Raw genomic sequence first — 21,108 nt, 5'->3', positions numbered from 1 at the left:
GTATGGCCTGGACGTCCACATGATCGCGCTGCTCGCAATAGACCACATCGCCATCGCGCCAGGGCGGCATGGAGCCGCCACGGATCTCCATGGCGATCAGCTGACATCGCCATGCACGCCCGGCGGGCGCGACACTTCATAGAAACCTTCGTTTTCGCCCATCGCTTCAAATAGCTGGATCGCGTTGCCCGCGCCCAGATACCCCTTGACCCAGACCTGATGTCTCGCAAGAGGCGCGCCATAGTCGCGACCGTACATTGCATCGACGCTGACGCCGGCGGCATCGGCGAGCTTGCGCTCGACATGGCTTTTCAGGCTGTTGGTCTGGCCGCGAAGGTAAGAGCGCAAGGTTGAATCGGGGACTTTGGCCGCCTTCGCCCAAGCGTGCGGGTTCAGGCCCCGGGCGTCCATGAAGCGCTTGAGCGCCTCTCGCTGTTCTTCAACCTCAGTGATCATGACTGTAAGGGCTATCACGGCTTTTCGGGAATTGCGCTCGCGGGGAGTCGCGTGTCTCGGCTTGACACATTCGCGAGAACTCGCGAATACTCGCGGCCATGACCCAAGCCCATCCCCATCTAGAGACCCTCGTCGAAGCGACGTTTACGCGACTTCGCGCCGCCAGCCAGACCGGAAAACGGTCGCGGCTGGTCTCCCTGTCGGGGGTCTCTGAATCCACGCTGCGCGAGATGGCGCGGCCCGGATACCGCCCCCGCCTGATCGACAATCTGTTGAAGGTCGAAACCGCGCTCGACGCGCTCGACGCGGAGTCGGCGGGCGACGGCCCGGTCGCGGATGGGATCGGGGCGCAGGCCGAGGCGCCGGGCGAGGCGGGCGATATCGGCTCGGGTGAGGGGGCGTGTGCATGTCATGGCCCCAAAGTCGCGGGAACCGCGACGGCGCGCGATTCAATTCTCGCCCCTGAAATTGACGATCAAGCCGGACAGCAAAGGGGCGCGAGATGAGCGCGGACCGCATCACCACCGCTGCGGAGCGGAGTACGCTGCGGCGTGCCGCAAAGCTGGCGCTCAAGCGCCACGGCGCGACCCGGAAAGAGTTCGCCGACGTGTCCGGTTATGACGCCGGGACGCTGAGCCGGTGTCTGAGCGGTCATCAGGCCGGGGCGGCGGATCATTGCCTGCCGATTGACCGGGCCGTCGAGTTTGACCGCTTTCTCGATGAGCCGGTGCATCTGCGCGCCATGGCGGCGTTGCTGCATTGCACGGTGATCCCGTTGCCCGCGATCGACCCGGCGGCGGAAGGCTCGCAAGCGCTCGCGGCCCTGTTCAAGGAGCTGGGCGAGGCCATCGGCAAGGCGGGCGAGGCGCTTGAAGACAATGGGCGGCTGGATGCGGGCGATGACCTGCCCGGCTTGATCGACAGTCTGGATGAGGCGGTGGAGGCCGCCGCCCAGGTGCGCGCGATCGCACAGGGTTTGCTCGAGCCGGGGGACGGGCGGTGATGGCGCTCTATGTGGATGATCCCCGTCACCCGCTGGGGCGCATGAAGATGTGCCATATGACGGCGGACAGCCTTGAGGAATTGCACGCGGCGGCGGACCGGCTGGGCCTGCGTCGCGACTGGTATCAGGGCCCGCCCGCCAGCCGTTTCAACCATTACGACATCAGCCTGTCCCGCCGCCGTCGCGCGGTGGAGGAGCTGGACGCGCAAGAGGTCAATACGCGGACGATCGTGACGATCGCCCGCCGCATGGCCCTGCGCGAAGCCCTGAAAACGCCGCGCGGGAGGTATTGATGAACCGCCGCCCTTCTCGCCCCCTGATCCCGCTGACGGCGCGCGGCTGGCGCTGTGTGACAGCGCTGACGCTTGGCCTCGTTCTGGTCTGGGTGGTGCTGTCATGAGTGAGCTTCACCCCATACGCGCCTTGAGCGTTCCCGGGGTCGCCAAGTCTGACCTGGGGGAGCGTCCTGAACTGTGCTGGATGCGGCTTGATCAGCTGTATGTGGATCGCGCCTATCAGCGCGATCTGTCCGAGCGCTCGGTCACCCTGATCCGGCAGATCGTGGCCGGTTTCGACTGGGCGCGGGCCAGACCCGCCGTTGGTGTGCGCCATGAAGATGGCCGGGTCGAATTGCTGGATGGTCAGCATCTGGCGACGGCTGCGGCCAGTCATGGGGGAGTCACCGAGATCCCAGTTCTGGTCGTGAGTGATCGGACGCAGGCTGAAAAGGCGGATGCGTTTGTTTCGCTGAACCGTGACCGGGTCGCGATGACCCCGTTGAGCGTGTTTCGCGCCGCTCTGGTGGCGGGTGATCCAGTTGCGGTTGCAGTTGCTGACGGGTTGGAGCGCGCCGGGGCGCGCATGCTGATGCGGCCGCCGCCGCAAGGTCGGTATGAGATTGGCGATACCGTCGCGGTCGGGGCGATGCGTGATGTGGCCAAGGCGAAAGGCCCGGTCGGTCTCGCCCGTCTGGCCGGCATCGCGGTGACAGCGCGACGGGCGCCGATCACGACCATGCTGGTCCGGGCGCTCGCATTGTGCCTCTGGTCCCGTGAGTACGCGGGCGATGTGAAGGATGACGCGTACGCGGCGGCCCTCCTCGCCAGCTCCCAGATCGAACTGGAAAGCGACGCCCGGGCCAATGCGAGAGCCCGGAAAATCCCTGCGTATGCAGCCTTGGCCATGGACCTGTGGCGGAGGGCGTCAGATGTGTGATGACCCCCTTTGCGCGGCGCGGATCGAAGCGCTCGAAGTGGAAAACACGGCCCTGCGAGAGCAGCTGGCGCGGTTGCGTGCGGAATGGATGAACCCGGAGTGGCGCGCCCCTGTCGAGCTCGGCCTGACGCCGAATGAAGAGGCCATACTTGCAGCGCTGAAAGCTCGCGGCGCCCTGACCAAAGACCAGATCCATTTTGAGCTTTATGGCGATCGCATCGACGGCGGGCCTGAGATGAAGATCGTCGATGTGCTGGTCTGCAAGCTGCGGAAGAAGCTCAAGCCCTTCGAGATCGCAATCGATACCGAATGGGGGCGTGGGTACGCCCTGACGGCGCAGTCGAAGGATCGCCTGAACGCGATGGAGGCGGCGCATGTCTGATGCCGCCCTGGCCCATGCCCCGCGCGGCTTTGTGCAGCGGTCGGAGTATGACCGCCTGCAGCGCGCGCTCGATGAGGCTTTGGAGAAGCTGGCGTATTTCGAGGCTGAGGCGGCGGCGGCGCATAACCATGCGCGGCGCGGTCCGGATGAATGGGCGCTGACGGCGACCGAAGCCTATCTGTGCCGCATGCTGGCGGCGCATGAGCGGTTGACGCGCCGGAAGGCGTATTCGCTATGGCCGGGCGATGAAACGCCTTCGAGCAAAGCCCTTGATGTTCATCTGACATCGATCCGGCGGAAGCTGGCCTGTTTCGGGCTGAGCATTCACAACCAGCACGGTCGGGGCTGGTATTTCGCACCGGAGGAGCGGCGGTTCGTTCTGGCGGCGCTTGATGGCGGACCGGCGCGGTACGCCGATCCCGCCGACGGAGCTGACGCGCCCGCTCAACGCGTTCGGGCATCCGTCCTGTACCGGCGTTTGCTCGAGGCACTGGAAGACGGGCCCTTGCAAAGTGAAGACCTGCGCAGACTGGCCAACTGGTCGCGCCTTTACGGCATGGTCCGGAGCGACCTGATCGCGCAAGGGCTGGTCGAGATGACCCGGCGCGACCGGGCGCAAATTCACACCATCACCGAGGCGGGCCGCACCCGACTGGATGCCCTGCGAAAGCAGGATGCGCCCGCCGCAGAGACGGAGGGGCGCGATGGCCCGCTTTGATTGGTCCGAAGAGAAGGTGCGGCGTCTGTACCATTTGCGGGTTTCTGAAGGCGCGTCCGCCAACGAGATTGCGCGGCTCTTTGGGGGCACACGCGCCGCCTGCGAGATGTTCTGCAGCAATCATTTCATCACGCCCGTGGGCGCCGCCGCGCCACTGTCAGCCGTTCTGGAGATCTTCCGTCGGGGGCAGGGCAAGGGCGGGACCGCGCGCATGACGAACGCCGAGGAAACACAACTGCGAATGCTGTGGGCGGAGCCGGGCGCGACCCTGCGGTCGGTCGGGCTGGCGCTGTTGTGGCGGCGTGAGCTTCTGATCAAGCGGGCGCTGTCCCTGCGCCTCGGCCCGGTGGGCGATCCCTTGCCCGATACGCCCGCCGCCCGGGCGGCGCTGGATGTGTGCCATCCGCGCGAGACGCGCAAGCTGGATACGATTTGCCGCTTGCACGAGACGTCTGCGGCGGAGGTGCTGGCCATGGTCAAGCGCATCGCGCCCAAGCATGACGCGATCATGAAATATGACCAGACTCGCCGCGCCGAGGCGAGCGGCCCGCCGATCCCGGACGGCGCGATCCATGCCCGGCGGCTGGAGGTGCTGCGCGATCGCGCCCTGCGGCTGGTCGGCGGCGGGGTGCGATGCCCGCATTCGCTGGCGCGGGAGCTGGACCCGCTGGGCGAGCACCGCCTGTCGCCCGCCCAGGCGGCGACGCTGGCGGGGCTGGGAAATGCGGGAGGGGCGCATGCGTGACGCGGCGATGATGACGGCGCAGCCCCGACTGGAGCAGCGCTATGTGAGTTTTGACGCGCTGTTCATCGCGGTAAAGGCGCAGGCGCGGGATCTGGGCATGGATGAGCCGGACCTAACCGCTTGTCCGTGTTGCGGATGTAGCGGCGGGGGCGTGAAGGCCCTGCGCGCGACCGAGGCCCGCAAATATGTGTGTCCGGGGCCGGACCTGCACGCCTGCGGCTTTGTGGGCGGGCCGCTCGACTGGGTGATGGCCGGCGGGCTGGGGGTGAGTTTCACGAACCCGGATCAGGCCCGCAAGGCCGTGACGCTGCTGTTCGAGGCCCGCGGCTGGATCCCGGACTGGCATGGGGGCAGCGCCACATGATCCAGGCCCTGATCCCTCCGCCCGCCTGCCACATGCAGGTCGAAGCGCCGTGCGTGGCGGAGATCGAGATTGTCCGTAATCGACTGGGCGAGTGCTGGGCGCAGTATGTGCTGCCCTGTGTGAGCGATCAGGACGCGCGTCTGCGCCGTCGCGGCATCGATCCGCGCGGCCCGGTGAAGTTCATCGGGGAGGCGCAGGCATGAGTGAGCATGAACGCTGCGTTGGTCAAAGCGATGAGTGGTACACGCCGCCCGATTTGTTTGATGCGCTTGGTGAGAGGTTCGATCTGGACGTCGCGTCGCCGGGGCTGGATCGGTGCTTTGTGCCGGCTGACCGAGCCCTCCTGAAGTCTGACAATGGACTGACCGCCCCGTGGGATGGGTTCGTCTGGATGAACCCGCCCTTCGGGGGGCGCAATGGGCAGTTGCCATGGCTGCGCCGGTTCTTTCAGCATGGGCATGGGCATGGGCTGGCGCTGGTCGCGGCCCGGACCTCGTCCAGCTGGTTCCATGAAGTTGCGCCCTTGGCTGATGCTGTGTTCTTCCCACGGGGGAAGACCAAATTCTTGCGCCCTGACGGAAGCATAGGGAAGTCGCCCGGATCTGGGGTTGTGCTGTTCTCTGCGGGGGCGCGGGCATCCGCCGCTCTGAAGCGCGCAGACCGGGTCGGCTATGGCCTCGCTTATATTCGCGAGCAGATGCCACTTCCCATGGTCGGAGGTGCGGCATGAACGGGCCACGCCTGTCAGTGACGCCCGCCGGGGCGATCGAGGATGTGATCGCCGGGCATATGCGCGATAGCGATTATCGCGTTCTGTGCGCCCTGGGCACGTTCACGGATCGCCGGGGATGGACGACGCCGACGCGTCAGTCGCGTCTGGCGGCGCGGTGCGGATTCGGGCGTCAGAAGGTGAATGAGGCCCTGACCGTGCTGGAATGGCTGGGCTGGGTCGAGGTGCGGCGCGCCGAGCGGTCGGACAAGCCTGCGGCCTATCGCGTGCATCTGGATCCGGGCGATGAGCGGGAGCCGGGTGAAGCGCCGGATCAGTCGCTGGCGGAGTTCAAGGCCTTGCGCCGGGGCGATCAGGCCGCTGAGGCTGAGGACGGGGATCAAGATCCCGCCGAAGATGCGGGCGATGAGGGCGAGACCCTGTCGCCCGTGGGCGACACCCCCCCTGTCGCCGGTGGGCGACAAGGCCCTGTCGCCCCAGGGACGACACCCCCTGTCGTCGCTGCGACGACAGCAGGAACGATTCTTTCTAACGAAAAAAATACACAAAAAGCGCCGGTTCCGGTCGCTTCGCCGCCGGATGGCGGCGACCGGACCGACGCGGTCGAGCCGAAACCCGCAGCCGCTGGCGGCAAGCCCAGCCGGTCGAAGACTCGGCGAGAGGGCGGATCGGGCAAGGGTCGCGGCAAGAGCCGCCTGCGTCAGTTCAAGTCGGGTCCGGCGGATCGTCTGACTGAGCGTGAGCCGGGACCAGAGCCCGACCTGCCCGAGTACGATCACGACTGCGCCGAGGGCGCGTTTCTGGACGCCATGCTGGGCGGTATGGGACGCAGCAACCGGCATGCGGCCCCCTGGTTGACGCCCGAGGGCGGGTTCCGCTTCCGGGTGGTGCGGCATCCGCTGAACGGGGCCGGGGTGAGGGGGCTGTACTTGGTCGCTGAAGATCTGGGTGCATTCCGGTCGACCTTCACCGGGGCGATGATCCATTTCGGCTTTCGGGACACGGCGCTGGTCGCCCCTGCGTACTGGGAGCGGGCCAAGGCTCGCCTGCAGGATCGGGGTGCATGGCGCAGCGAATATGAACGGGTCGGGGCCGATGCCCTGACCGAGACGGCGACAGGACAACAGCGGGAGGCGCGGGCATGAGCGGACAGGGCCGGATGATGGCGAGTGACAAGGCTCGCAAGGCGCTGAAGGAACGCGAGGCTGCGGCCCGGGAAGCGCGGGCGCAGCGCAAGGCCGAGAACGCCCGGGCGGCGCAGCGCAAGGCGGAGCAGGTCTCGGCACGGCAGGCCGCGATGAAGGCCGAGCCTCTGCCCGACTGGGTGGAGCGGCTGAAGCCCGAGGACCGGGCGCGGATCCGCGATCAGGTGGATGCGGATGAGTTCCTGGCGCGGCGGGACCGCGAGCGCCTGTTCCATCAGGTGAAGGCGGACTTGTCGCGCCGGACCCAGACGGCGGAGCTGGACGTGTTCTCGGCGATCGCGCGCGGGCTGGTCACCGATGGCAAGCACCTGCGCGCCCTTGCGCCGACCAAGCAGATCGCGGAGCTGGGGCTGGGCCGGGGGCGGAACCCTGCTGTGCTGAACCGCAAGCAGCTGGCGGCGGCGTGCGCCTGGCATGATCTCTGGATGGAGAGCCGGTATGGCGCGGCGGCGGTCGATCCCTCGCGCGTCAAGGTCGATGGCGGGGGTGGCGGCGACGCCGAGCTGGGCCTGATCCGCGCGGCGGAGGCGGCGAAGCGGCTTCAGCGCCTTCGCGATGTGGTGGCGCGGGACGGGACGCACGGCAGGACCAAGCTCGAGCTGTTGGTGTTCGTGCTGGAAAAAGATCAGCCGCTGCAGAACTACTCGCTGGTCAAAATCCTCAATGTTTCCGGGCGTGAACAGCTCCAGGGCGCCCGCTTCCTGCTGTTGACGGACGCCCTGTCAACGGTCGCGCGTCAACTCGGCTATTGACGTTCCGAAGGTTCGGGAGATATACGTTTCAGTCATGAGGCGAAGTTGCGCCGACACAGACGCCCGGGCGGACCACCGCGCCGGGCGTCGGCATGTCTGGCCACCGCTAACCCCTTGAAAACTCTTGTCCTCGGCCCGCCCTCGCGGGTCCTCTTGAGCCCTTTCGACGTATACGGGGCGTCTGAGCGCGGGACTTCACCAGCCACACAAGGTTTTGAGATGGTTGACGTTTCGGGCGTAGTTGACGCCGAAGCGGGCTCGCGCCTGCGCATGTATTCCGTCGCGGACCTCCGTCCGCATCCTCGCAACGTCAAGAAACACCCTGAACGCCAGCTCCGCCTGTTGGCTGATGAGATCAAGCGCGACGGGTTCAACGCACCGATCGCGGTCTGGCGCGACACCTTCGTGATCGCTGGCGAGGGGCGGCTTGAAGCGGCCAAGCTCGCAGGTCTGACCGAGATCCCGGGGATCGACTGCAATCACCTCGATGAGGCGGGCGCGCGCCGCTTCATGCTGGCGGACAACCGGCTGGGCGAGTTGGCCGAGTATGACGCTGACGCTCTGCGCGCCGAACTGAACAGCCTCTCCGAGTTCGACGACATGGATCTCGACGCCATCGGCTTCGGTCTTGATGACCTGGACGCCATCCTGCCCCCGCTGGAGCCGGAACCCGCGCCGCCTGCGCCGCCCGCGCCCAAGCGTGAAGCCAGTCCGAAAGCGCCAAGCCCCAAACCGCCCGCCGATAAGACCGAGCCGACCGATCCCGCGTCCACGGAACCCGAAACCCCGCCGGCGCAGTCTGGCGTTGCCGCCGCCGCTGAGGTCACTGCACCCACCGAGACCCAGCCGGAACCGGCCAAGCCCGCCGTCTCGGCTCAGATCTGCAGCCCGGGCGAGACCTGGCGCATCGGCGAAGGCCTCGAGCTGACGCTTGAAGCGTTCGCGAGCCCCGCCGAGCTGTACGCCGCTGACATGATGATCCGTAAAGGTCTCGAGATCTTCGACCTCAAGTCCCGGCGCAAGTCTGACGGCGCGTCCGTCAGCAAGGTTCTCGAAGACCGAAACACCCACCAGCCGCACGCCGCCGGGGAGGGCGCGTCGGCGGAGAACTAGGGAGGCCGCACCCCCGTGACTGACTCCCCTGCGCTGCCGATCGATCCGAATGCAAAGCTGGCGGACGGCTCCCCGGCCTATTTCAAGAGCGGCGCAGCCTATGCCGCCGCGCGGACCAATCCGGATTCGGGCGAACCGTTCACCCGCGCCGCCGCCAGCAAATGGAAAAAGGACGGGCTCTTGGTCTTCGCGCCCGACCCGACCCGCGAGGGGAAAGAGCTCATCGATGCGGCCGCATCCGATCGCGCCCGCGCCGATCACCAGAACCCGTTAAAGCGCCTGGCCCCTGCGCCCGGCGCTGACCAGCCTGCCGTCGCCGCCGTCTCTGTCCCGGACGCGACGTCAGAGTCATCCGCCGCCCTGTTAGACCAGCCCCACTCGTCCGGGGCGGCGGATGACACCCCGTCTGAAGAGGCGCAGCCCAGCAAGCGCGACCGGGTGCAGGACACCGTCAGCGCCGCCAAGGCGCAGATGGTGCTTCATGACCTCCAGCTGAAAAAGCTCGCCGTTAAGGAAAAGCTCGGCCAGCTCGTTCCGGTGTCTGAAGTCCGCTTCCGGGAGACGGCGCGCATGGGCGCTCTGCGGGACTCCCTGGTGCAGCTCGCCGGTCTGGTTGCGGAAGAGGCGAATCCGGATGATCCGGGCCGGGCACGCAAGGCGATCATGGCGGGCGTCAATCAGGTTCTGAACCAGTATATTGCCGAGGCGCGAACAGAACTCGCCGAAGCCGCCCGCGAGGCTCGCATCGCCGCTGAGGAACGCGCCGCCGAGCGTGTCGCCGCTCATGCCTGACGGGTCATCGCCTCAGTCTGAGTTCACGCCGGATCCCGCTTTCGCGTCCGATCCGGCCTATGTGTTCACAATGAACGCCCTGGCGGTTGAGGCAGCGGCGCTTGATGCCCTTGCGCCTCCGCCGCCCTTTGATCCGGGCAGCTGGGCCGAGGCTCATATCCGCTTTCCGGAAGGCTCGCCCAAACCCGGTCCGTATCGTCATACGACTGCGCCGTTCCTGGTCGAGCCGCTGGCGCGGTTGAGCCCCGAGGATCCGTGTCAGGACGTGGTGATGATCAAGTGCGCCCAGTCGGGCGGCACGGTCACCGCCGACCTGTTCCTTGCGGGCGTCCTGTCCAATATGCGCGCGCCCGCCATGATGATCCAGCCGACGCTGGGGCAGGCCAAGCAATGGGCGGAGAACAAGTTCTGGCCCATCATCGAGGCGAGTCCGGCGCTGGGCGGGGATGCGGAGCAGGGCATTATCGGCTCGGTCCTGCCACGGTCGGCCCGGACCGAGGGCGGATCGACCGGGCTCAAGATCCGCTTCATGAACGGCTCCTATCTGATGCTGGCCGGGGCCGAAAGCCCTAACACCCTTCGCCAGCACACGGTCCGATTCCTGATCCGCGATGACATCTCGGGTTGGGAGGAAGACGCCGGCGGCGAGGGTCATCCCATCGCCATCTCCGACAAGCGGGTCGATCTGAATTACGCGCTGGGCCGGGCAAAGAAATTCGATATCTCCACACCGCTGATCCTGCGCGGCTGCGTGATCACCGCCAAATACGAGGCCAGCTCAAGGGGCCGCTGGTATATGGGCTGCGTCCATTGCGAGGCGCGCTTCGATCTGCGGATCGAGGATATGGAGATCGCCGAGGACGGCCCGCCCTGGAATGTCCGCTATGACTGCCCGGCCTGCGGGTGCGAGCATAGCCACGCTGACAAGCGCGCCATGAATGCGCGCGGGATCTGGATTCACACCCGCGAGATTGACGGCGTCAAACCGCCCCGCGTGATCGAGACAGAGGCCGAGGCGGAGCGCTGGCTCACCCGCGATCTCGGCGTTTACGCCATGCGTCCGGGCTTCTGGATCACCGGCGAGATGAACCCCTTCCTCACATGGGAGATGTTGGCCCAGAAACAGGCCGACGCGAAGGGCGATCCCAAGGCCGAGATGGTCTTCATCAATCTCGATCTGGGCCGTCCGTATGAGGTCGAAACCCTCACCCCGGACTGGGAGAAGCTCTACGCCCGCCGCACGACCGAGTTCTCCAGGGGCGAGGGCGCCTGGGGCCCTCTGGTCTTCACTCTGACGGTCGATGTGCAGCGCGACGGCCTCTACTACCTGATCAAGGGATACGACGCGGACGAGCGCGGCTGGTATCTCGACTGGGGCTTTCTGGCCGGTGAAACGGCGGAGGCCTTCAAGGGCGCCTGGCCCAAGCTCGATGTGGTCGCCCAGCGTGGCGCGCCTCTGCCCGGCGGCGCTCATATCCGGTTCGACGGCATCGGCGTCGATGGCCGCTATAACACCGATGCGGTGCATAAATGGGTCACCCGCAATCACCATCTGGGCGCCAAGGTGCTGGTGGGCGATCCGGGCTGGACCAAGCCGCTGATCGCCCGCACCGAACAGAAAGAGGTCGGCAAGACCGGCAAGAAGAAAAAGTACGGGCTCAAGGTCTGGCACACCGGCACCTGGCCCGCGAAACAGATCCTCGTCACCCGCTACGCCCGCACCCTCGACAAGATCGGCGAGGCGGGCCCGCCGCCGGGCTTCTGTTTCTTTCCGGGCGAGGCGGAAGAGGCGCTGTTCCAGCAGCTCACCTCTGAATACCTCAAGGAAGAACGCTCAAAATCCACCGGATTTGTGCGCCAGATCTGGGTGGCGCGCGGCGATAACCACTGGTTCGACACCGATGTGCAATCGGTCTGCCTGCTCGAATATATCGGCGCGCGCCGGGGGCGGCGCGGCTCCTGGTCTGATCAGCAATGGGAAGATCGCCGGGCCGATGTCGAGGCCCTGATCGACGCCGCGCGCGGAAATCAGGATGACCTGTTCGACCGCCCCGTCAGCGCGCCCGCGCCGAAGGCAGAAACCTCCGGCGGCGCCGCCAAGCGCGACACCGTCATGGCGCGTCTGGGGCGGCTGAATTCTGGTTAAGTCGGTCGATCGCGGCTGGGATGGCGTCGATTACCGACTGAACCTCGCTTTGCATTGCAAAGTGCTCAAACGTATTCAGCTTTTTATACGCCTGCTGAAGTGTCTCGAGTTTCACTGGCAGGCTCTTGAGGTAGACTGGCTGGTGAGCCGCGCTGATCAGGTAGCGTGCTGCATCGTCTTCCGCATTGATGGCGTCGAGAATGGCGCTCGCCATATCCAGCGTCACCTGATCATGCTGGACCGCAACTCCGGTGCGAAGGATCGTATCTCGTCTATGAGAGCGGATGAGTTCTCTTCGGTCCCTCAATCGCTGGTCCAGCTTGCGAACGTCCATGGGTTCGCCCCTTCCGAGGCTTTGAAGTGGGCCTTTGAGGAAGATCGGGTTGAGGGCGGTAGCCGTCAGTTGCTTCAGCTCAAACTGTGCCTCTGTGATCAGGGGCTTGAAGGCTTCAGCCCGCGCTCTCGCTAATAAGAAGTTAACGAGTATCACAGCTGCGCCCAGCTGAAACGCGGCCCAACCCAGCTTGTCCAGAAAAGCAGAAATAGGGTTCGGGGCCACAATGCCGGTGAACCAACCGGCTGAAATAAGAAGAATGCCAATGAGGGTCAGCCAGCCGCCGAGCATAAATGTTCTTCGGTCATGGCTTTGCAGCTGCTTCCGCCACCGCACCCACTTATGCTCCGGCGCATCGCCATTCTCGTCCATCTCGCCCGCCCCATCCTGCAAAGGAGAATCGCCTATGGCGCGAACAGTCGCAGAGATCGAGGCTGATCTCCAGAAATACCGTGCCCGGCTGGATGAGGTGCTGGACCCGGCCCGCGCCGACCGTCTCAAGCATGGCGACCGCGAGATCAGTCGTGGTTCTGGCAAGGATCTGGAACAATCGATCCGCAACCAGATCAGCCTGCTCGAGCGCGAGCTCGCCCGCGCCCAGGGCCGTCGCGGTCCCAACCGTCCTGTGGGGGTCTGATCATGTCCAACGCCATCGCCCGCCAGCGCGTGCGCAAGCGCCGCGCCGATGCGTCCTCGCGCCCGGCGCCCAAAGCCGACAGCCTGATGGTCAATCGCATGCCGCGCCGCGCCCATGCGGCGGGCGATCCGTTCGATACCCAGTTTGCGGGTTCCTTCACCTCGCACGGCTCCAGCGATGCCGACTGGCTGGGCGACCGGCTCACCGCTGTCGCCCGGATCCGCGATGTCATCCGCAATGAACCGCTCGCCGCTTCGGGGGTGGAGCAAAAGCTGTCCCTTCTGGTGGGCGAGGGCTGGCAGTTCCAGTCCGCCCCCGATGCCGATGTGTTCGGTCTGGATCCCGCCTCCGAGGAATACGAGGCGCTCGCCCGCTCGATTGAAAAGGCGTGGCGGCGCTGGGCGTCTGATCCGCTCGCCCGCAATGACTGGGAAGAGCGACTGCCCTGGGATCTGCAGCTCGATCTGCTGGCCCGCAACTATATCGCGGCCGAGGGCGAGGCCGTGGCGCTGATCCTGTTTGACGCCGAATCCGAAACCTTTGGAACCCGGCTTCAGGTGATCGATCCCGACCGCCTGGCCCAGCCTGCGGGCTGGCCCGATGGCGCGGGCGGCGAGATCGTCATCGAGGGGCAGGGCGAAACCTACACGGCGCTGGCGGCGGATGTCCGCGCGGGCATTGCCCGCGATGATCGGGGCCGTCCCATCGCCTATCACATCCTCGATGCGCACCCCCATGATATCGGCCTCGCCGGGGTCATGGGCCGGTTCGCCGGCCGCTGGTATCCGGTCCGCACGCCGGGCTTTGAAACCGACACCCGACCCTGCGTCCTGCATGTCTTCAAACAGCGCCGGGCCGGTCAGTCGCGCGGCATTTCCGACTTTGTCGCAGCGCTCGGGGCCTATGCCGCCTTCCGCGATATGGGCGAGGCCGAACGCCGCGCCCGCATCATCAATGCGCTGGTGGTGGCGCAATACACCAGCGCCATATCCGACCCCGAGGCGTTGATTGAAGTTCTCGGCGCAGAAAACGCCAGCGAGGTTCTGGCCAACCGTGTCGGCTATTACGAGGAATATGGCGTCGGCACCGTGGCGGGCTCGCGCGTCATTCAGCCCTATCCGGGCGACAAGCTTGAATGGAACTCCGAAACCCGCTCGGCCAATGAATGGGTGGACGCCATGTCCTTCCTGGCGCTGCAGGCGGGCATGCCGCTGGGTCTGGGCTATTCCATGGCGACGCGGGATTTCTCGCGCACCACCTTCAGCTCGGCCCGCACCGAGATCAATGACGCCTTCCGCGCCATCAAGCGCGAGCGCACGGTCCTTCGTCTGCATGCGGTGCGACCCCTGCGCCTCGCCGTCCTGCAAGAGGCCTATGACAGGGGCGAGCTGGCGGTCCCGCCCGGCGCCCCGTCCATCTGGGACGCCCCTGCCGCCTATATCTCGGGGCAGGATATCGGCCCGGGCCGGGAATATGTGGATCCGGTGAAAGAGGCGACGGGCGACCGCATGGAAGTCGAGAATCTCTCCGCCGCTCCGTCCGACATCGCCGCCCGTCGCGGCCAGAACTTCGACGAAGTGGTCGCCCGCTCCGCCCGGGACAATCGCGCCATCCAGCGCGCCGGGCTCCAGCTGGGCGATATCGGAACCATGGCCGCTTCGGCCTCGGGCCGGGATGAGGAAGAGACGCCGCGGAAGTAGTTTTAGCTCCTCGGGGATTTTAGTTCCTCGGCCTGCGGTCCTCGCTTCGCTGCGGGCGCGCGGTCGCGCTTGCGGCGGACTTCGCCCGCCGAGGGGCGATCACTCACATCGGGCTGCGCAGCGGCCCGCAAGGGCGAACGCCCGCCCGCGCTGATGCGCGGAACCTGCAGGCCCGGACGGGCCGAAGGAGTCCAGAAAAAATGCCCCGATCTCTCCGCTTGCCGAGCGGGCCGCAGCGCCTTGCGCTGGCGTCCGGCCATGACACGGCCTTTCTGCACCCGGACTTCGCTCCGCACGCCCGCCGCGCAGAAGTCGAGCCCGGCCTGATCTCGCGTCTGGCGCAGGGGTCGGCGGACATGCTCGAAGCCCTGACCGACGCCGTCCGCCCGCAAGCGGAGCGTGATGACTGGGCGCCGGAGATCCCCGAATGGGCTGAGGGCGGCGAGCGCACCCGGTCCGGATTCACCCTGATCGATAACGTCGCCCTGATCGAGATCGAGGGCGTTCTGATGTCGCGCGGTTTCGAGGGGGTGTGGTCAGGCTGCTACTGGCCGGGCTATCGCGATTATGTCGCGGCGGTTCGCGCCGCCAATGAGGATGAGCGCGTGGACGCCATCCTGCTTCGCTTTGATACGCCCGGCGGCTATGTGGCCGGCTGCGCCGAGGCGGCGCAAGCCTTGCGCAACCTGAACCAGTCCAATGGCGGCAAGCCGCTGGTCGGTCATGCGGATGAGCTATGCGCTTCGGCGGGGATGAAGCTCGCCGCCCAGTGCGACGGTTTGTTCGCCAGTGATGGCGCCATGGTCGGTTCGGTCGGCGTCCGCATCGGCTTTTTCGACTTTGAAGGCGCGCTCGAGAAATGGGGCGAGCGATATCACGTCTACAAATCCGGTCGCCTGAAGGATATGGGATCGCCCCTGCGCGCGCCGACCGACGAAGAATCCGCGATCTACCAGGCCGAGGTCGATCATCTGGCCGACCGCTTCTATGTCGAGCTCGCCCTCGGTCGCGGTCTCGATCTTGAGGCTGTCCGCGAGTCTCGCGGATGGGAGGCGCGCACCTTCACGGCGGGCGATCCGCCGCCGCCGGCGGAATTGGACCCGCTGGCCGTCGATCTGATCGACGCGGTGATGACCGAGGAAGCGGCCTTCGCGGTCGCGCAATCGCTGGCGGGCACGCCCGCTGCGGTCAATCCGCCCAATCCCGTTTCCGTCAGCGCCGCGGCCAGCCGCGCGGCGTCCTGCGATGAGGCCGCATCGGCCCGCTCTGTTCCCCCGGCTGGTCAGTTGGAGACCCCCATGTCCCTCAAAGCGAAGATGGCCGCGCTCGCAGCCAAGGCCTCGGGCGGCGACGCCAACGCCCAGGCCGAACTCGACGACATCCGCAAGATGATCGCCGCCAGCGCCGAAACCGAAGACGACGCCGAAGCGGCGGACGGTGAAGACGATGACGCCGCCAACAGCGAAGGCGAGGGCGAAGACGACGCCGAAGCCGCTGATGGCGAGGACGATGACGCCGCCAACGCCGAAGGCGAAGATGAAGACGCCGCCGACGCCGAAGATGGCGAGGATGACGATGCGGAAGCCCGCGCCGACAAGATCCTCAATTCAGCCGAGGCCAAGGGCCGCGAAGCCCTGGCCGGCAAGCTCGCGGTCAAGGTGGCGGGCGGCAAGCTCACCCCTGCCGAAGCCCTCGACATGCTGAAGACCTCGCCCAAGGGCGAGAGCAACTTCCGCAAATCCGCCAGCGCCTTCACGCCGAAAGCGGCGAAGCCGGGGTCGGGGGCCTCATCCACGCCGAAAGCGTCGGGCGCTGATGCGCTGCTGTCTCAGGCGCACAAAAGCCTGTCAGCCTTCCGGAACTAGCGGGCGGTTTCGCCTGCTCGGCCCTCGCGGGGGCGGCCATAAAGGCCCTCGCACCCACCATCACGAAAGGAAGAGGGAACAATGTCTCTCATGGTGTCTACCGGGGCTGAGCCGAAAGCCCCCTCTGATGTGGTCAAATATGAATCCCATCAGTCCTTCACCCGCACGTCTGGCCTGTTCAAGCAAGGGTCCGGCGCGGCGGTGTCCATCGCCTTGGGGCTGATCCTTGGCCTGTCGGGCGCCCTGTCCATCGCTGCTGCGGCGGATGGCGGCAATACCGGCGATGGCGCGATCTCTGGCGTCGCCCTGGGCGCCAAGGCCCAGCCGGGCGTTTACAGTGTCGAGGCGATCTCGGCGGGCTCCAACACCGCCACCTTCGCGGTGTTCGATCCGTCTGGCAATCGTCTGGCGGATGCGGTTACGGGCACGCCCTATGACAATGGCCAGATCGCCTTCGCCATCGCCGATGGTGCGACCGATTTCGTGGTTGGCGACGGCTTCTCGATCACCGTGTCCGAAACTGGCGCGGGCAAGTATGCCCCGCTCGATCTCAGCGCGGTCGATGGCGCCCAGACCGTGGCGGGCATCGCCCTGGTCGATCTGACCGTGCCCGATGGCGCGGATGCGACCGGGCTGGTGCTGGAGAACGGTCTGGCCATCGTGGTTCGCAAGCATCTGATCTACCCCTCAGGCGCGACCGATGCCCAGAAAGCCGCCATCGATGCGGCCCTGCTGGCTCGCCAGATCAAGGTCGTGGACGCGGTCTGATCTGAACAGGGCGGCGCGCTGCCCTGATCTCTTTCAATCCCTCACGGCGCCGCTGCGGCGCTGTCTTCACATGGATACGGCGCCGCAGCGCGACGCCGTCAGGGAGCCCCCTATGACTAAGTTCAACTTCCCGTTTTCCGCCCGCTCCATGACCATGGAGGTGCGCAAGCACCCCAAACGCGGCGGTCTGGTTTCAGCGCTCAACATTTTCCCGCTGGAGCCGATTGACTCCACCTTCGTGCAGGTCACCGAGGACAATGGCGTTCTGCAGGTGCTGGGCGCCAAAGAGCGCGGCGCGCCGGGTCAGAAGTCCGACACCGGCAAGCAAAACCTGAAGATCTTCAAGGTGCCGCACTTCCCGGTGGAAGATCAGATCCTCGCCAGTGATCTTCAGGACCGCACGATTGTGGTCGAGGGCAAGGAGGTGCGAGCCAACCTGCCCATGGAACTGGCGAAGAAACAGCGCACGATTGCGCGCAAGCACGCCATCACGGCGGAGTATCTGCGGGTTCAGGCGCTCAAGGGCATCATCAAGGATGGTGACGGCACGACCCTGTCGAACCTCTTCACCGATTTCGGCGTCAGCCCCCACACTGTCTATTTCGATCTTTCGAATGAGAACGCCGATATCCGCGGCGCGGATGAAGCGCTGCGCGGCTATATCGAAGACAATCTTCTGGGCGAAATGCTGGACGGTGTTGAGGTTCAGGTGTCACCTGAATTTTTCGGCAGTCTGGCCGAGCACCCGAAGGTGGCGAAGCTTTATGAAGCGCAGGACAAGCGTGAGCTGCGTGATTTGCCGCGCTATCGTGATGCGGGTCAGACGGGCCGGATGTTCAACCCGTTCGGCACGGTCACCTATATCGAGAACCGGGGTTCGGCGCCGGTCAGGGGCGGCATCGAACGCTTCATTGCAGCGGGCGAGGGTCATGCCTACCCCGTGGGCACGACCGAAACCTTCGCCACCTTTGCGGCTCCGGCGGACACTCTGTCCGAGCTCAATGATCTGCCGTCGATCATCGACATGGATCTGGGCGATGATGCGGGTCGCTTCGCCCTGCCGATCTTCATGTCCGCCGAATTGATGAAGCACGGCAAGGGCGTGGAGCTGTGGTCGGAATCCAACTTCCTGCCGCTCTGCAAACAGCCCAAGGTCCTGGTCAAGGTCAGCGCCTCCGCCGATCCGGGCTAACCGCTCCTCCCCAGCCTGATCAGCTCCCGGGTTTGCCCGGGGGCTGATCGCCTTTTCCCGTTCCTCGGCCCGTCCGGGCCTGCGGTCCTCGCTTCGCTGCGGGCGCGCGGTCGCGCTTGCGGCGGACTTCGCCCGCCGAGGGGTGATCACTCACACCGGGTCGCCTTAGCGGCCCGCAAGGCCAAAGGCCGCCCGCGCCCCTGCGCGGAACCGACCGAGCGGACGCGAGGAAGGACAGAGATAATGAGCTTCGATCAAGATTTTGAAACCGCCTTCGGCGAGGCCTCGGGCGCGACCTTTGGCGAGCCGATGGACTATGCCGGCCCGGGCGGTGCTCCCGTCGTGCTGGCGGTCCCGGTGATCCTCGATGACACGACGGAACCGCTGGATGCAGGCTCCGGCTTCGGCGCCATGCGCGCGCCGCGCCGCACCGGCACGGCCTTCCGCAAGCCCTTCCTCGCCGCCGGCGTCGAGCCCGTGAAGGGCGGAACCTTCACCCGGTCCTCGGGCGCGGTCCTGACCCTCTCCGAAGCCCCGACTGGTCCCGACAGCGTCGGCCAGTACAGCTTCGATTTTGGCGCGTAGCGCCGTTCTTTCCTGACTCCTTCGGCCCGTCCGGGCCTGCAAGTTCCGGCCATCGGGCCGGGCGGGCGTTCGCCCTTGCGGCGGATAGATCCGCCGAGGTGAGATCACTTACACCGGGCTGCGCCAGCGGCCCGCAAGGCCAAGCGCCGCCCGCAGCTTTAGCGAGGACCGCAGGGGCGGAGCCCCGAGGAGACAACAATATGCGTCTCGACGCTGACGAGTTCTCCTTAGACGTCTCTGTCACCGAGGCGCTGGCTGCCGACATCGACGCCACAGTCGAGGAACTGGCCGAAGCGGCGATGGCGACGGCGGACGCGGTCGCGGACTGGGGCAAGACCCGGCTGCGCGCCGACACGGAACCCGCTCTCGGCGACAAGGTCTCCAAGGCGTGGCGCTCGCGGGTTTTCCCCCGGCGGGGCGCATCCCTGACGCCGACCATCAGCTGGTGGAGCAATGCGCCCCATATCATCCGCGCCTTCTCCGAGGGGGTGACCCTGCGGTCGGAGTCCGGCTTCTGGCTGGCGATCCCGACCGAGAACGCGCCGCAGGCGGGCCGGTCCTTTGGAACCAGCGGGCGCCTGCGCCAGGCGCGCAAGCACGCCATCACGGAAGCCGAGCGCCGCTTCGGCAAGCTGCGCTATGTGGCGATCCCGGGGCGCAAGCTCGCCCTGTTGGTCGCTGATCGGGTCCGTATGGGCGGGGGCAAGAACCCGCGCTATCGCACCGCCTCTGACGCCGCCCGCAAGCGCGGCGACTTCGAGAACGGCGTCGTCATGTTCGTGCTGGTCCCGCAAGTGCGGATCCCCAAACGGATCGACCCGGACAGCGTCGCCGACGCGATCGGGCGCGAAGGCCTCTCCCGCTTCGCCCGGGCGTTCGAAGAGATCACCTCTCGTCGATTTTCCTGACTCCTTCGGCCCATCCGGGCCTGCAGGTTCCGGGATTTTAGTTCATCGGCCCGTCCGGGCCTGCGGTTCCGTGGTTTTTAGTTCCTCGGGGCGTCCGCCCCTGCGGTTCCGCGCATATGCGCGGGCGGCCTTTGGCCTTGCGGGCCGCTGACGCGACCCGGTGTGAGTGATCTCCTCTCGGCGGATTTATCCGCCGCAAGCGCGACCGCGCGCCCGCGCTCGTGCGCGGAACCGACCGAGCGGACGCGAGGAAGGACAGCAAGAAATGACCACTACCCATGACGACATTGTCGAGGCCCTGAAGTCCGTCATCTCCACCGCCCTGGCGACCGTCGAGGGTGCGCCTGCGCTGGAGTATGACGAGCCGAGCCTCGCGGATCCGGACCCGCAAGGTGATAACCGTTTCCGGGTGGTGCTGATGTCCACGGGCCGCGCGCCCGCCAATGATCAGCTGGCCACCCCGCCGCCCTTTTTTGTCGATGCCAGCTTTGCGCTCGGCCTGCATGGCGTCGGGAAGGATGACGCAGCGCGCCGTGCGCTCATGTCTGACATGGCCCGCGCCATTGATGCGGCCATCACCGCAGACTGGTCTCTGGGCGGCGTCGCCAGCTTCGCGCAGGTCACCGCGCTAGAAAGCGATACGGACAAGCAGTCCGGCTTCGCCCCCGAAAACCTGCTCGACATCGCCATCGAGGTCGAGTTCGACAGCCTGACAAGGTTGGGGTGAGGGGTGAGGGAACCGGGGCGCAAGGGCGCCCCGCAAGGGCGACCGCCCGCCCGGCCTGATGGCCGGAACCGCAGGCCCGGACGGGCCGAGGAACACAAAACCGAAAGGACATCACCATGCCCGCAAAGAAAACCACCACGCCTAAACCCACCGCCAAGCCTGCCGCTGATCCGGCGCTGGATCTCGACAACACGGCCTCTGAAGCTGAAACCGTTTCAACTTCAGCCGAGCCGACCGCGTCTGAAGCGCCCGAAACCGGCGCGTCAGAGCCGGAAGCGTCCAGAGAAACTGAAACCATTTCAGCTTCTGAGCCGTCAAAACCGGAACAAGAGGCGGACAAAGCCGCCTCCGGGACGGTCCCGGCGGCGACCGGCGTGCGTCATATCTACCTGCTCAAGGCCTCCGGTCTGGGCCCTGTCGGCAAGGTCGTGCGCCTGACGCACCGCAAGATCGCCGATCTCGGCCTGAAAGAGGGCGAAGACTTCCGCGCCCCGACCGCCCTCGAACTCGCAATCGGGGGTTAGTTTTCTCATTCCCTGACTCCTTCGGCCCGTCCGGGCCTGCAGGTTCCGGGGTTTTAGTTCCTCGGCCTCCGGCCTGCGGTCCTCGCTAACGCTGCGGGCGCGCGGTCGCGCTAGCGGCGGATAAATCCGCCGAGGGCTCATCACCTACACCGGGCCGCGCCAGCGGCCCGCAAGGCCAAAGGCCGCCCGCGCTCGTGCGCGGAACCGCAGGCCGGAGGCCGAGGAAGCGCAGACCCGGACGGGTCGA

At 66.4% G+C, this 21,108-nt stretch carries 26 protein-coding genes; 24 read left to right on the top strand and 2 right to left on the bottom strand.

What is annotated here, in order from left to right; genetic code table 11:
- Nucleotides 1–96: 96 nt before the first annotated feature.
- Nucleotides 97–456, bottom strand: coding sequence for a helix-turn-helix transcriptional regulator (locus OA2633_RS01020; RefSeq protein WP_009800607.1), 360 nt, complete (start codon nt 454–456; stop codon nt 97–99).
- A gap of 98 nt (nt 457–554) precedes the next feature.
- On the opposite strand from OA2633_RS01020, the gene OA2633_RS01015 reads away from it, so the two are divergent.
- The 15 genes from OA2633_RS01015 to OA2633_RS00945 all read left to right on the top strand — a co-directional run bounded on the left by OA2633_RS01015 (nt 555) and on the right by OA2633_RS00945 (nt 11,621).
- Complete coding sequence (locus tag OA2633_RS01015; RefSeq protein ID WP_009800606.1) at nt 555–962, top strand: hypothetical protein; 408 nt, start codon at nt 555–557, stop codon at nt 960–962.
- Nucleotides 959–1,459 carry a hypothetical protein gene (locus OA2633_RS01010; RefSeq protein WP_009800605.1) on the top strand — a complete coding sequence of 167 codons (501 nt, stop codon included), beginning with the start codon at nt 959–961 and terminating at the stop codon, nt 1,457–1,459. Before OA2633_RS01015 ends, OA2633_RS01010 begins: the two co-directional genes overlap by 4 nt.
- A complete protein-coding gene (locus tag OA2633_RS01005) occupies nt 1,459–1,752 on the top strand; it encodes a DUF4031 domain-containing protein (protein ID WP_009800604.1) in 294 nt (97 codons plus the stop codon). Before OA2633_RS01010 ends, OA2633_RS01005 begins: the two co-directional genes overlap by 1 nt.
- A 103-nt stretch (nt 1,753–1,855) precedes the next feature.
- Nucleotides 1,856–2,674 carry a DUF6551 family protein gene (locus tag OA2633_RS16335; RefSeq protein WP_040612335.1) on the top strand — a complete coding sequence of 273 codons (819 nt, stop codon included), beginning with the start codon at nt 1,856–1,858 and terminating at the stop codon, nt 2,672–2,674.
- Nucleotides 2,667–3,056 carry a helix-turn-helix domain-containing protein gene (locus tag OA2633_RS00995; RefSeq protein ID WP_009800601.1) on the top strand — a complete coding sequence of 130 codons (390 nt, stop codon included), beginning with the start codon at nt 2,667–2,669 and terminating at the stop codon, nt 3,054–3,056. The genes OA2633_RS16335 and OA2633_RS00995 overlap by 8 nt, the downstream gene beginning before the upstream one ends.
- Nucleotides 3,049–3,774, top strand: a complete 726-nt coding sequence (locus OA2633_RS00990) for a helix-turn-helix domain-containing protein (protein ID WP_009800600.1) — start codon at nt 3,049–3,051, stop codon at nt 3,772–3,774. Before OA2633_RS00995 ends, OA2633_RS00990 begins: the two co-directional genes overlap by 8 nt.
- Entirely contained in the window at nt 3,761–4,519 is a 759-nt protein-coding gene (locus tag OA2633_RS00985) for a hypothetical protein (protein WP_009800599.1), read from the top strand. Before OA2633_RS00990 ends, OA2633_RS00985 begins: the two co-directional genes overlap by 14 nt.
- Complete coding sequence (locus OA2633_RS00980; protein WP_009800598.1) at nt 4,512–4,883, top strand: hypothetical protein; 372 nt, start codon at nt 4,512–4,514, stop codon at nt 4,881–4,883. The genes OA2633_RS00985 and OA2633_RS00980 overlap by 8 nt, the downstream gene beginning before the upstream one ends.
- Complete coding sequence (locus OA2633_RS00975; protein ID WP_009800597.1) at nt 4,880–5,086, top strand: hypothetical protein; 207 nt, start codon at nt 4,880–4,882, stop codon at nt 5,084–5,086. The genes OA2633_RS00980 and OA2633_RS00975 overlap by 4 nt, the downstream gene beginning before the upstream one ends.
- Entirely contained in the window at nt 5,083–5,613 is a 531-nt protein-coding gene (locus tag OA2633_RS00970) for a DNA N-6-adenine-methyltransferase (RefSeq protein ID WP_009800596.1), read from the top strand. The genes OA2633_RS00975 and OA2633_RS00970 overlap by 4 nt, the downstream gene beginning before the upstream one ends.
- On the top strand, nt 5,610–6,758 hold the full coding sequence (locus OA2633_RS00965; protein ID WP_009800595.1) for a helix-turn-helix domain-containing protein: 1,149 nt from the start codon (nt 5,610–5,612) through the stop codon (nt 6,756–6,758). Before OA2633_RS00970 ends, OA2633_RS00965 begins: the two co-directional genes overlap by 4 nt.
- A complete protein-coding gene (locus OA2633_RS00960; RefSeq protein ID WP_009800594.1) occupies nt 6,755–7,570 on the top strand; it encodes a hypothetical protein in 816 nt (271 codons plus the stop codon). Before OA2633_RS00965 ends, OA2633_RS00960 begins: the two co-directional genes overlap by 4 nt.
- Nucleotides 7,571–7,789: 219 nt before the next feature.
- Nucleotides 7,790–8,683 (top strand): ParB/Srx family N-terminal domain-containing protein, encoded by an 894-nt coding sequence (locus OA2633_RS15070; protein ID WP_009800593.1) that lies wholly within the window; start codon nt 7,790–7,792, stop codon nt 8,681–8,683.
- Between the two features lie 15 nt (nt 8,684–8,698).
- Nucleotides 8,699–9,475, top strand: a complete 777-nt coding sequence (locus OA2633_RS00950) for a hypothetical protein (protein ID WP_009800592.1) — start codon at nt 8,699–8,701, stop codon at nt 9,473–9,475.
- Entirely contained in the window at nt 9,468–11,621 is a 2,154-nt protein-coding gene (locus OA2633_RS00945) for a terminase gpA endonuclease subunit (RefSeq protein WP_009800591.1), read from the top strand. The genes OA2633_RS00950 and OA2633_RS00945 overlap by 8 nt, the downstream gene beginning before the upstream one ends.
- Here OA2633_RS00945 and OA2633_RS00940 read toward each other — a convergent pair.
- The gene (locus tag OA2633_RS00940; RefSeq protein WP_040612333.1) at nt 11,587–12,327 is read right to left on the bottom strand and encodes a hypothetical protein; all 741 of its coding nucleotides are present in this window, start codon (nt 12,325–12,327) and stop codon (nt 11,587–11,589) included. The two genes, OA2633_RS00945 and OA2633_RS00940, sit on opposite strands and share 35 nt — an antisense overlap.
- Nucleotides 12,328–12,361: 34 nt before the next feature.
- Here OA2633_RS00940 and OA2633_RS00935 point away from each other — a divergent pair, with 34 nt between their 5' ends.
- The 9 genes from OA2633_RS00935 to OA2633_RS00895 all read left to right on the top strand — a co-directional run bounded on the left by OA2633_RS00935 (nt 12,362) and on the right by OA2633_RS00895 (nt 20,861).
- Nucleotides 12,362–12,592, top strand: a complete 231-nt coding sequence (locus OA2633_RS00935) for a hypothetical protein (RefSeq protein ID WP_009800589.1) — start codon at nt 12,362–12,364, stop codon at nt 12,590–12,592.
- A 2-nt stretch (nt 12,593–12,594) separates the two neighbouring features.
- Nucleotides 12,595–14,292, top strand: coding sequence for a phage portal protein (locus OA2633_RS00930; protein ID WP_009800588.1), 1,698 nt, complete (start codon nt 12,595–12,597; stop codon nt 14,290–14,292).
- A gap of 200 nt (nt 14,293–14,492) precedes the next feature.
- The gene (locus OA2633_RS00925) at nt 14,493–16,157 is read left to right on the top strand and encodes a S49 family peptidase (RefSeq protein WP_009800587.1); all 1,665 of its coding nucleotides are present in this window, start codon (nt 14,493–14,495) and stop codon (nt 16,155–16,157) included.
- Nucleotides 16,158–16,238: 81 nt separating this feature from the next.
- Nucleotides 16,239–16,925 carry a head decoration protein gene (locus tag OA2633_RS00920; protein WP_009800586.1) on the top strand — a complete coding sequence of 229 codons (687 nt, stop codon included), beginning with the start codon at nt 16,239–16,241 and terminating at the stop codon, nt 16,923–16,925.
- 112 nt (nt 16,926–17,037) lie between these two features.
- Nucleotides 17,038–18,117 carry a major capsid protein gene (locus OA2633_RS00915; RefSeq protein WP_009800585.1) on the top strand — a complete coding sequence of 360 codons (1,080 nt, stop codon included), beginning with the start codon at nt 17,038–17,040 and terminating at the stop codon, nt 18,115–18,117.
- A 243-nt stretch (nt 18,118–18,360) separates the two neighbouring features.
- Nucleotides 18,361–18,702: a hypothetical protein gene (locus OA2633_RS00910; protein ID WP_009800584.1), complete on the top strand. Its 342-nt coding sequence runs from the start codon at nt 18,361–18,363 to the stop codon at nt 18,700–18,702.
- A gap of 200 nt (nt 18,703–18,902) precedes the next feature.
- Nucleotides 18,903–19,610, top strand: coding sequence for a DUF6441 family protein (locus OA2633_RS00905; protein ID WP_009800583.1), 708 nt, complete (start codon nt 18,903–18,905; stop codon nt 19,608–19,610).
- A 265-nt stretch (nt 19,611–19,875) separates the two neighbouring features.
- Nucleotides 19,876–20,337, top strand: coding sequence for a hypothetical protein (locus tag OA2633_RS00900; RefSeq protein ID WP_009800582.1), 462 nt, complete (start codon nt 19,876–19,878; stop codon nt 20,335–20,337).
- Between the two features lie 116 nt (nt 20,338–20,453).
- Nucleotides 20,454–20,861 carry a hypothetical protein gene (locus tag OA2633_RS00895; protein WP_009800581.1) on the top strand — a complete coding sequence of 136 codons (408 nt, stop codon included), beginning with the start codon at nt 20,454–20,456 and terminating at the stop codon, nt 20,859–20,861.
- Nucleotides 20,862–21,108: the final 247 nt, after the last annotated feature.

Source organism: Oceanicaulis sp. HTCC2633 (assembly GCF_000152745.1).
Taxonomy (GTDB): Bacteria; Pseudomonadota; Alphaproteobacteria; order Caulobacterales; family Maricaulaceae; genus Oceanicaulis.
Note: the sequence above shows the minus strand (reverse complement) of the source record. Positions and strands in the feature narration are given on the sequence as shown.

Excerpts from the sequence above, each read along its gene's own strand:
- OA2633_RS15070 (WP_009800593.1), top strand. The coding sequence starts at position 7,790 with ATGGTTGACGTTTCGGGCGTAGTTGACGCCGAAGCGGGCTCGCGCCTG.
- OA2633_RS00920 (WP_009800586.1), top strand. The coding sequence starts at position 16,239 with ATGTCTCTCATGGTGTCTACCGGGGCTGAGCCGAAAGCCCCCTCTGAT.
- OA2633_RS00900 (WP_009800582.1), top strand. The coding sequence starts at position 19,876 with ATGACCACTACCCATGACGACATTGTCGAGGCCCTGAAGTCCGTCATC.
- OA2633_RS01020 (WP_009800607.1), bottom strand. The coding sequence starts at position 456 with ATGATCACTGAGGTTGAAGAACAGCGAGAGGCGCTCAAGCGCTTCATG.
- OA2633_RS01005 (WP_009800604.1), top strand. The coding sequence starts at position 1,459 with ATGGCGCTCTATGTGGATGATCCCCGTCACCCGCTGGGGCGCATGAAG.
- OA2633_RS00960 (WP_009800594.1), top strand. The coding sequence starts at position 6,755 with ATGAGCGGACAGGGCCGGATGATGGCGAGTGACAAGGCTCGCAAGGCG.
- OA2633_RS00930 (WP_009800588.1), top strand. The coding sequence starts at position 12,595 with ATGTCCAACGCCATCGCCCGCCAGCGCGTGCGCAAGCGCCGCGCCGAT.
- OA2633_RS00915 (WP_009800585.1), top strand. The coding sequence starts at position 17,038 with ATGACTAAGTTCAACTTCCCGTTTTCCGCCCGCTCCATGACCATGGAG.
- OA2633_RS00945 (WP_009800591.1), top strand. The coding sequence starts at position 9,468 with ATGCCTGACGGGTCATCGCCTCAGTCTGAGTTCACGCCGGATCCCGCT.
- OA2633_RS00935 (WP_009800589.1), top strand. The coding sequence starts at position 12,362 with ATGGCGCGAACAGTCGCAGAGATCGAGGCTGATCTCCAGAAATACCGT.
- OA2633_RS00975 (WP_009800597.1), top strand. The coding sequence starts at position 4,880 with ATGATCCAGGCCCTGATCCCTCCGCCCGCCTGCCACATGCAGGTCGAA.
- OA2633_RS00970 (WP_009800596.1), top strand. The coding sequence starts at position 5,083 with ATGAGTGAGCATGAACGCTGCGTTGGTCAAAGCGATGAGTGGTACACG.
- OA2633_RS00940 (WP_040612333.1), bottom strand. The coding sequence starts at position 12,327 with ATGGACGAGAATGGCGATGCGCCGGAGCATAAGTGGGTGCGGTGGCGG.
- OA2633_RS00925 (WP_009800587.1), top strand. The coding sequence starts at position 14,493 with ATGCCCCGATCTCTCCGCTTGCCGAGCGGGCCGCAGCGCCTTGCGCTG.
- OA2633_RS01015 (WP_009800606.1), top strand. The coding sequence starts at position 555 with ATGACCCAAGCCCATCCCCATCTAGAGACCCTCGTCGAAGCGACGTTT.
- OA2633_RS01010 (WP_009800605.1), top strand. The coding sequence starts at position 959 with ATGAGCGCGGACCGCATCACCACCGCTGCGGAGCGGAGTACGCTGCGG.
- OA2633_RS00905 (WP_009800583.1), top strand. The coding sequence starts at position 18,903 with ATGCGTCTCGACGCTGACGAGTTCTCCTTAGACGTCTCTGTCACCGAG.
- OA2633_RS00985 (WP_009800599.1), top strand. The coding sequence starts at position 3,761 with ATGGCCCGCTTTGATTGGTCCGAAGAGAAGGTGCGGCGTCTGTACCAT.
- OA2633_RS00980 (WP_009800598.1), top strand. The coding sequence starts at position 4,512 with ATGCGTGACGCGGCGATGATGACGGCGCAGCCCCGACTGGAGCAGCGC.
- OA2633_RS00990 (WP_009800600.1), top strand. The coding sequence starts at position 3,049 with ATGTCTGATGCCGCCCTGGCCCATGCCCCGCGCGGCTTTGTGCAGCGG.
- OA2633_RS16335 (WP_040612335.1), top strand. The coding sequence starts at position 1,856 with ATGAGTGAGCTTCACCCCATACGCGCCTTGAGCGTTCCCGGGGTCGCC.
- OA2633_RS00895 (WP_009800581.1), top strand. The coding sequence starts at position 20,454 with ATGCCCGCAAAGAAAACCACCACGCCTAAACCCACCGCCAAGCCTGCC.
- OA2633_RS00965 (WP_009800595.1), top strand. The coding sequence starts at position 5,610 with ATGAACGGGCCACGCCTGTCAGTGACGCCCGCCGGGGCGATCGAGGAT.
- OA2633_RS00995 (WP_009800601.1), top strand. The coding sequence starts at position 2,667 with ATGTGTGATGACCCCCTTTGCGCGGCGCGGATCGAAGCGCTCGAAGTG.
- OA2633_RS00910 (WP_009800584.1), top strand. The coding sequence starts at position 18,361 with ATGAGCTTCGATCAAGATTTTGAAACCGCCTTCGGCGAGGCCTCGGGC.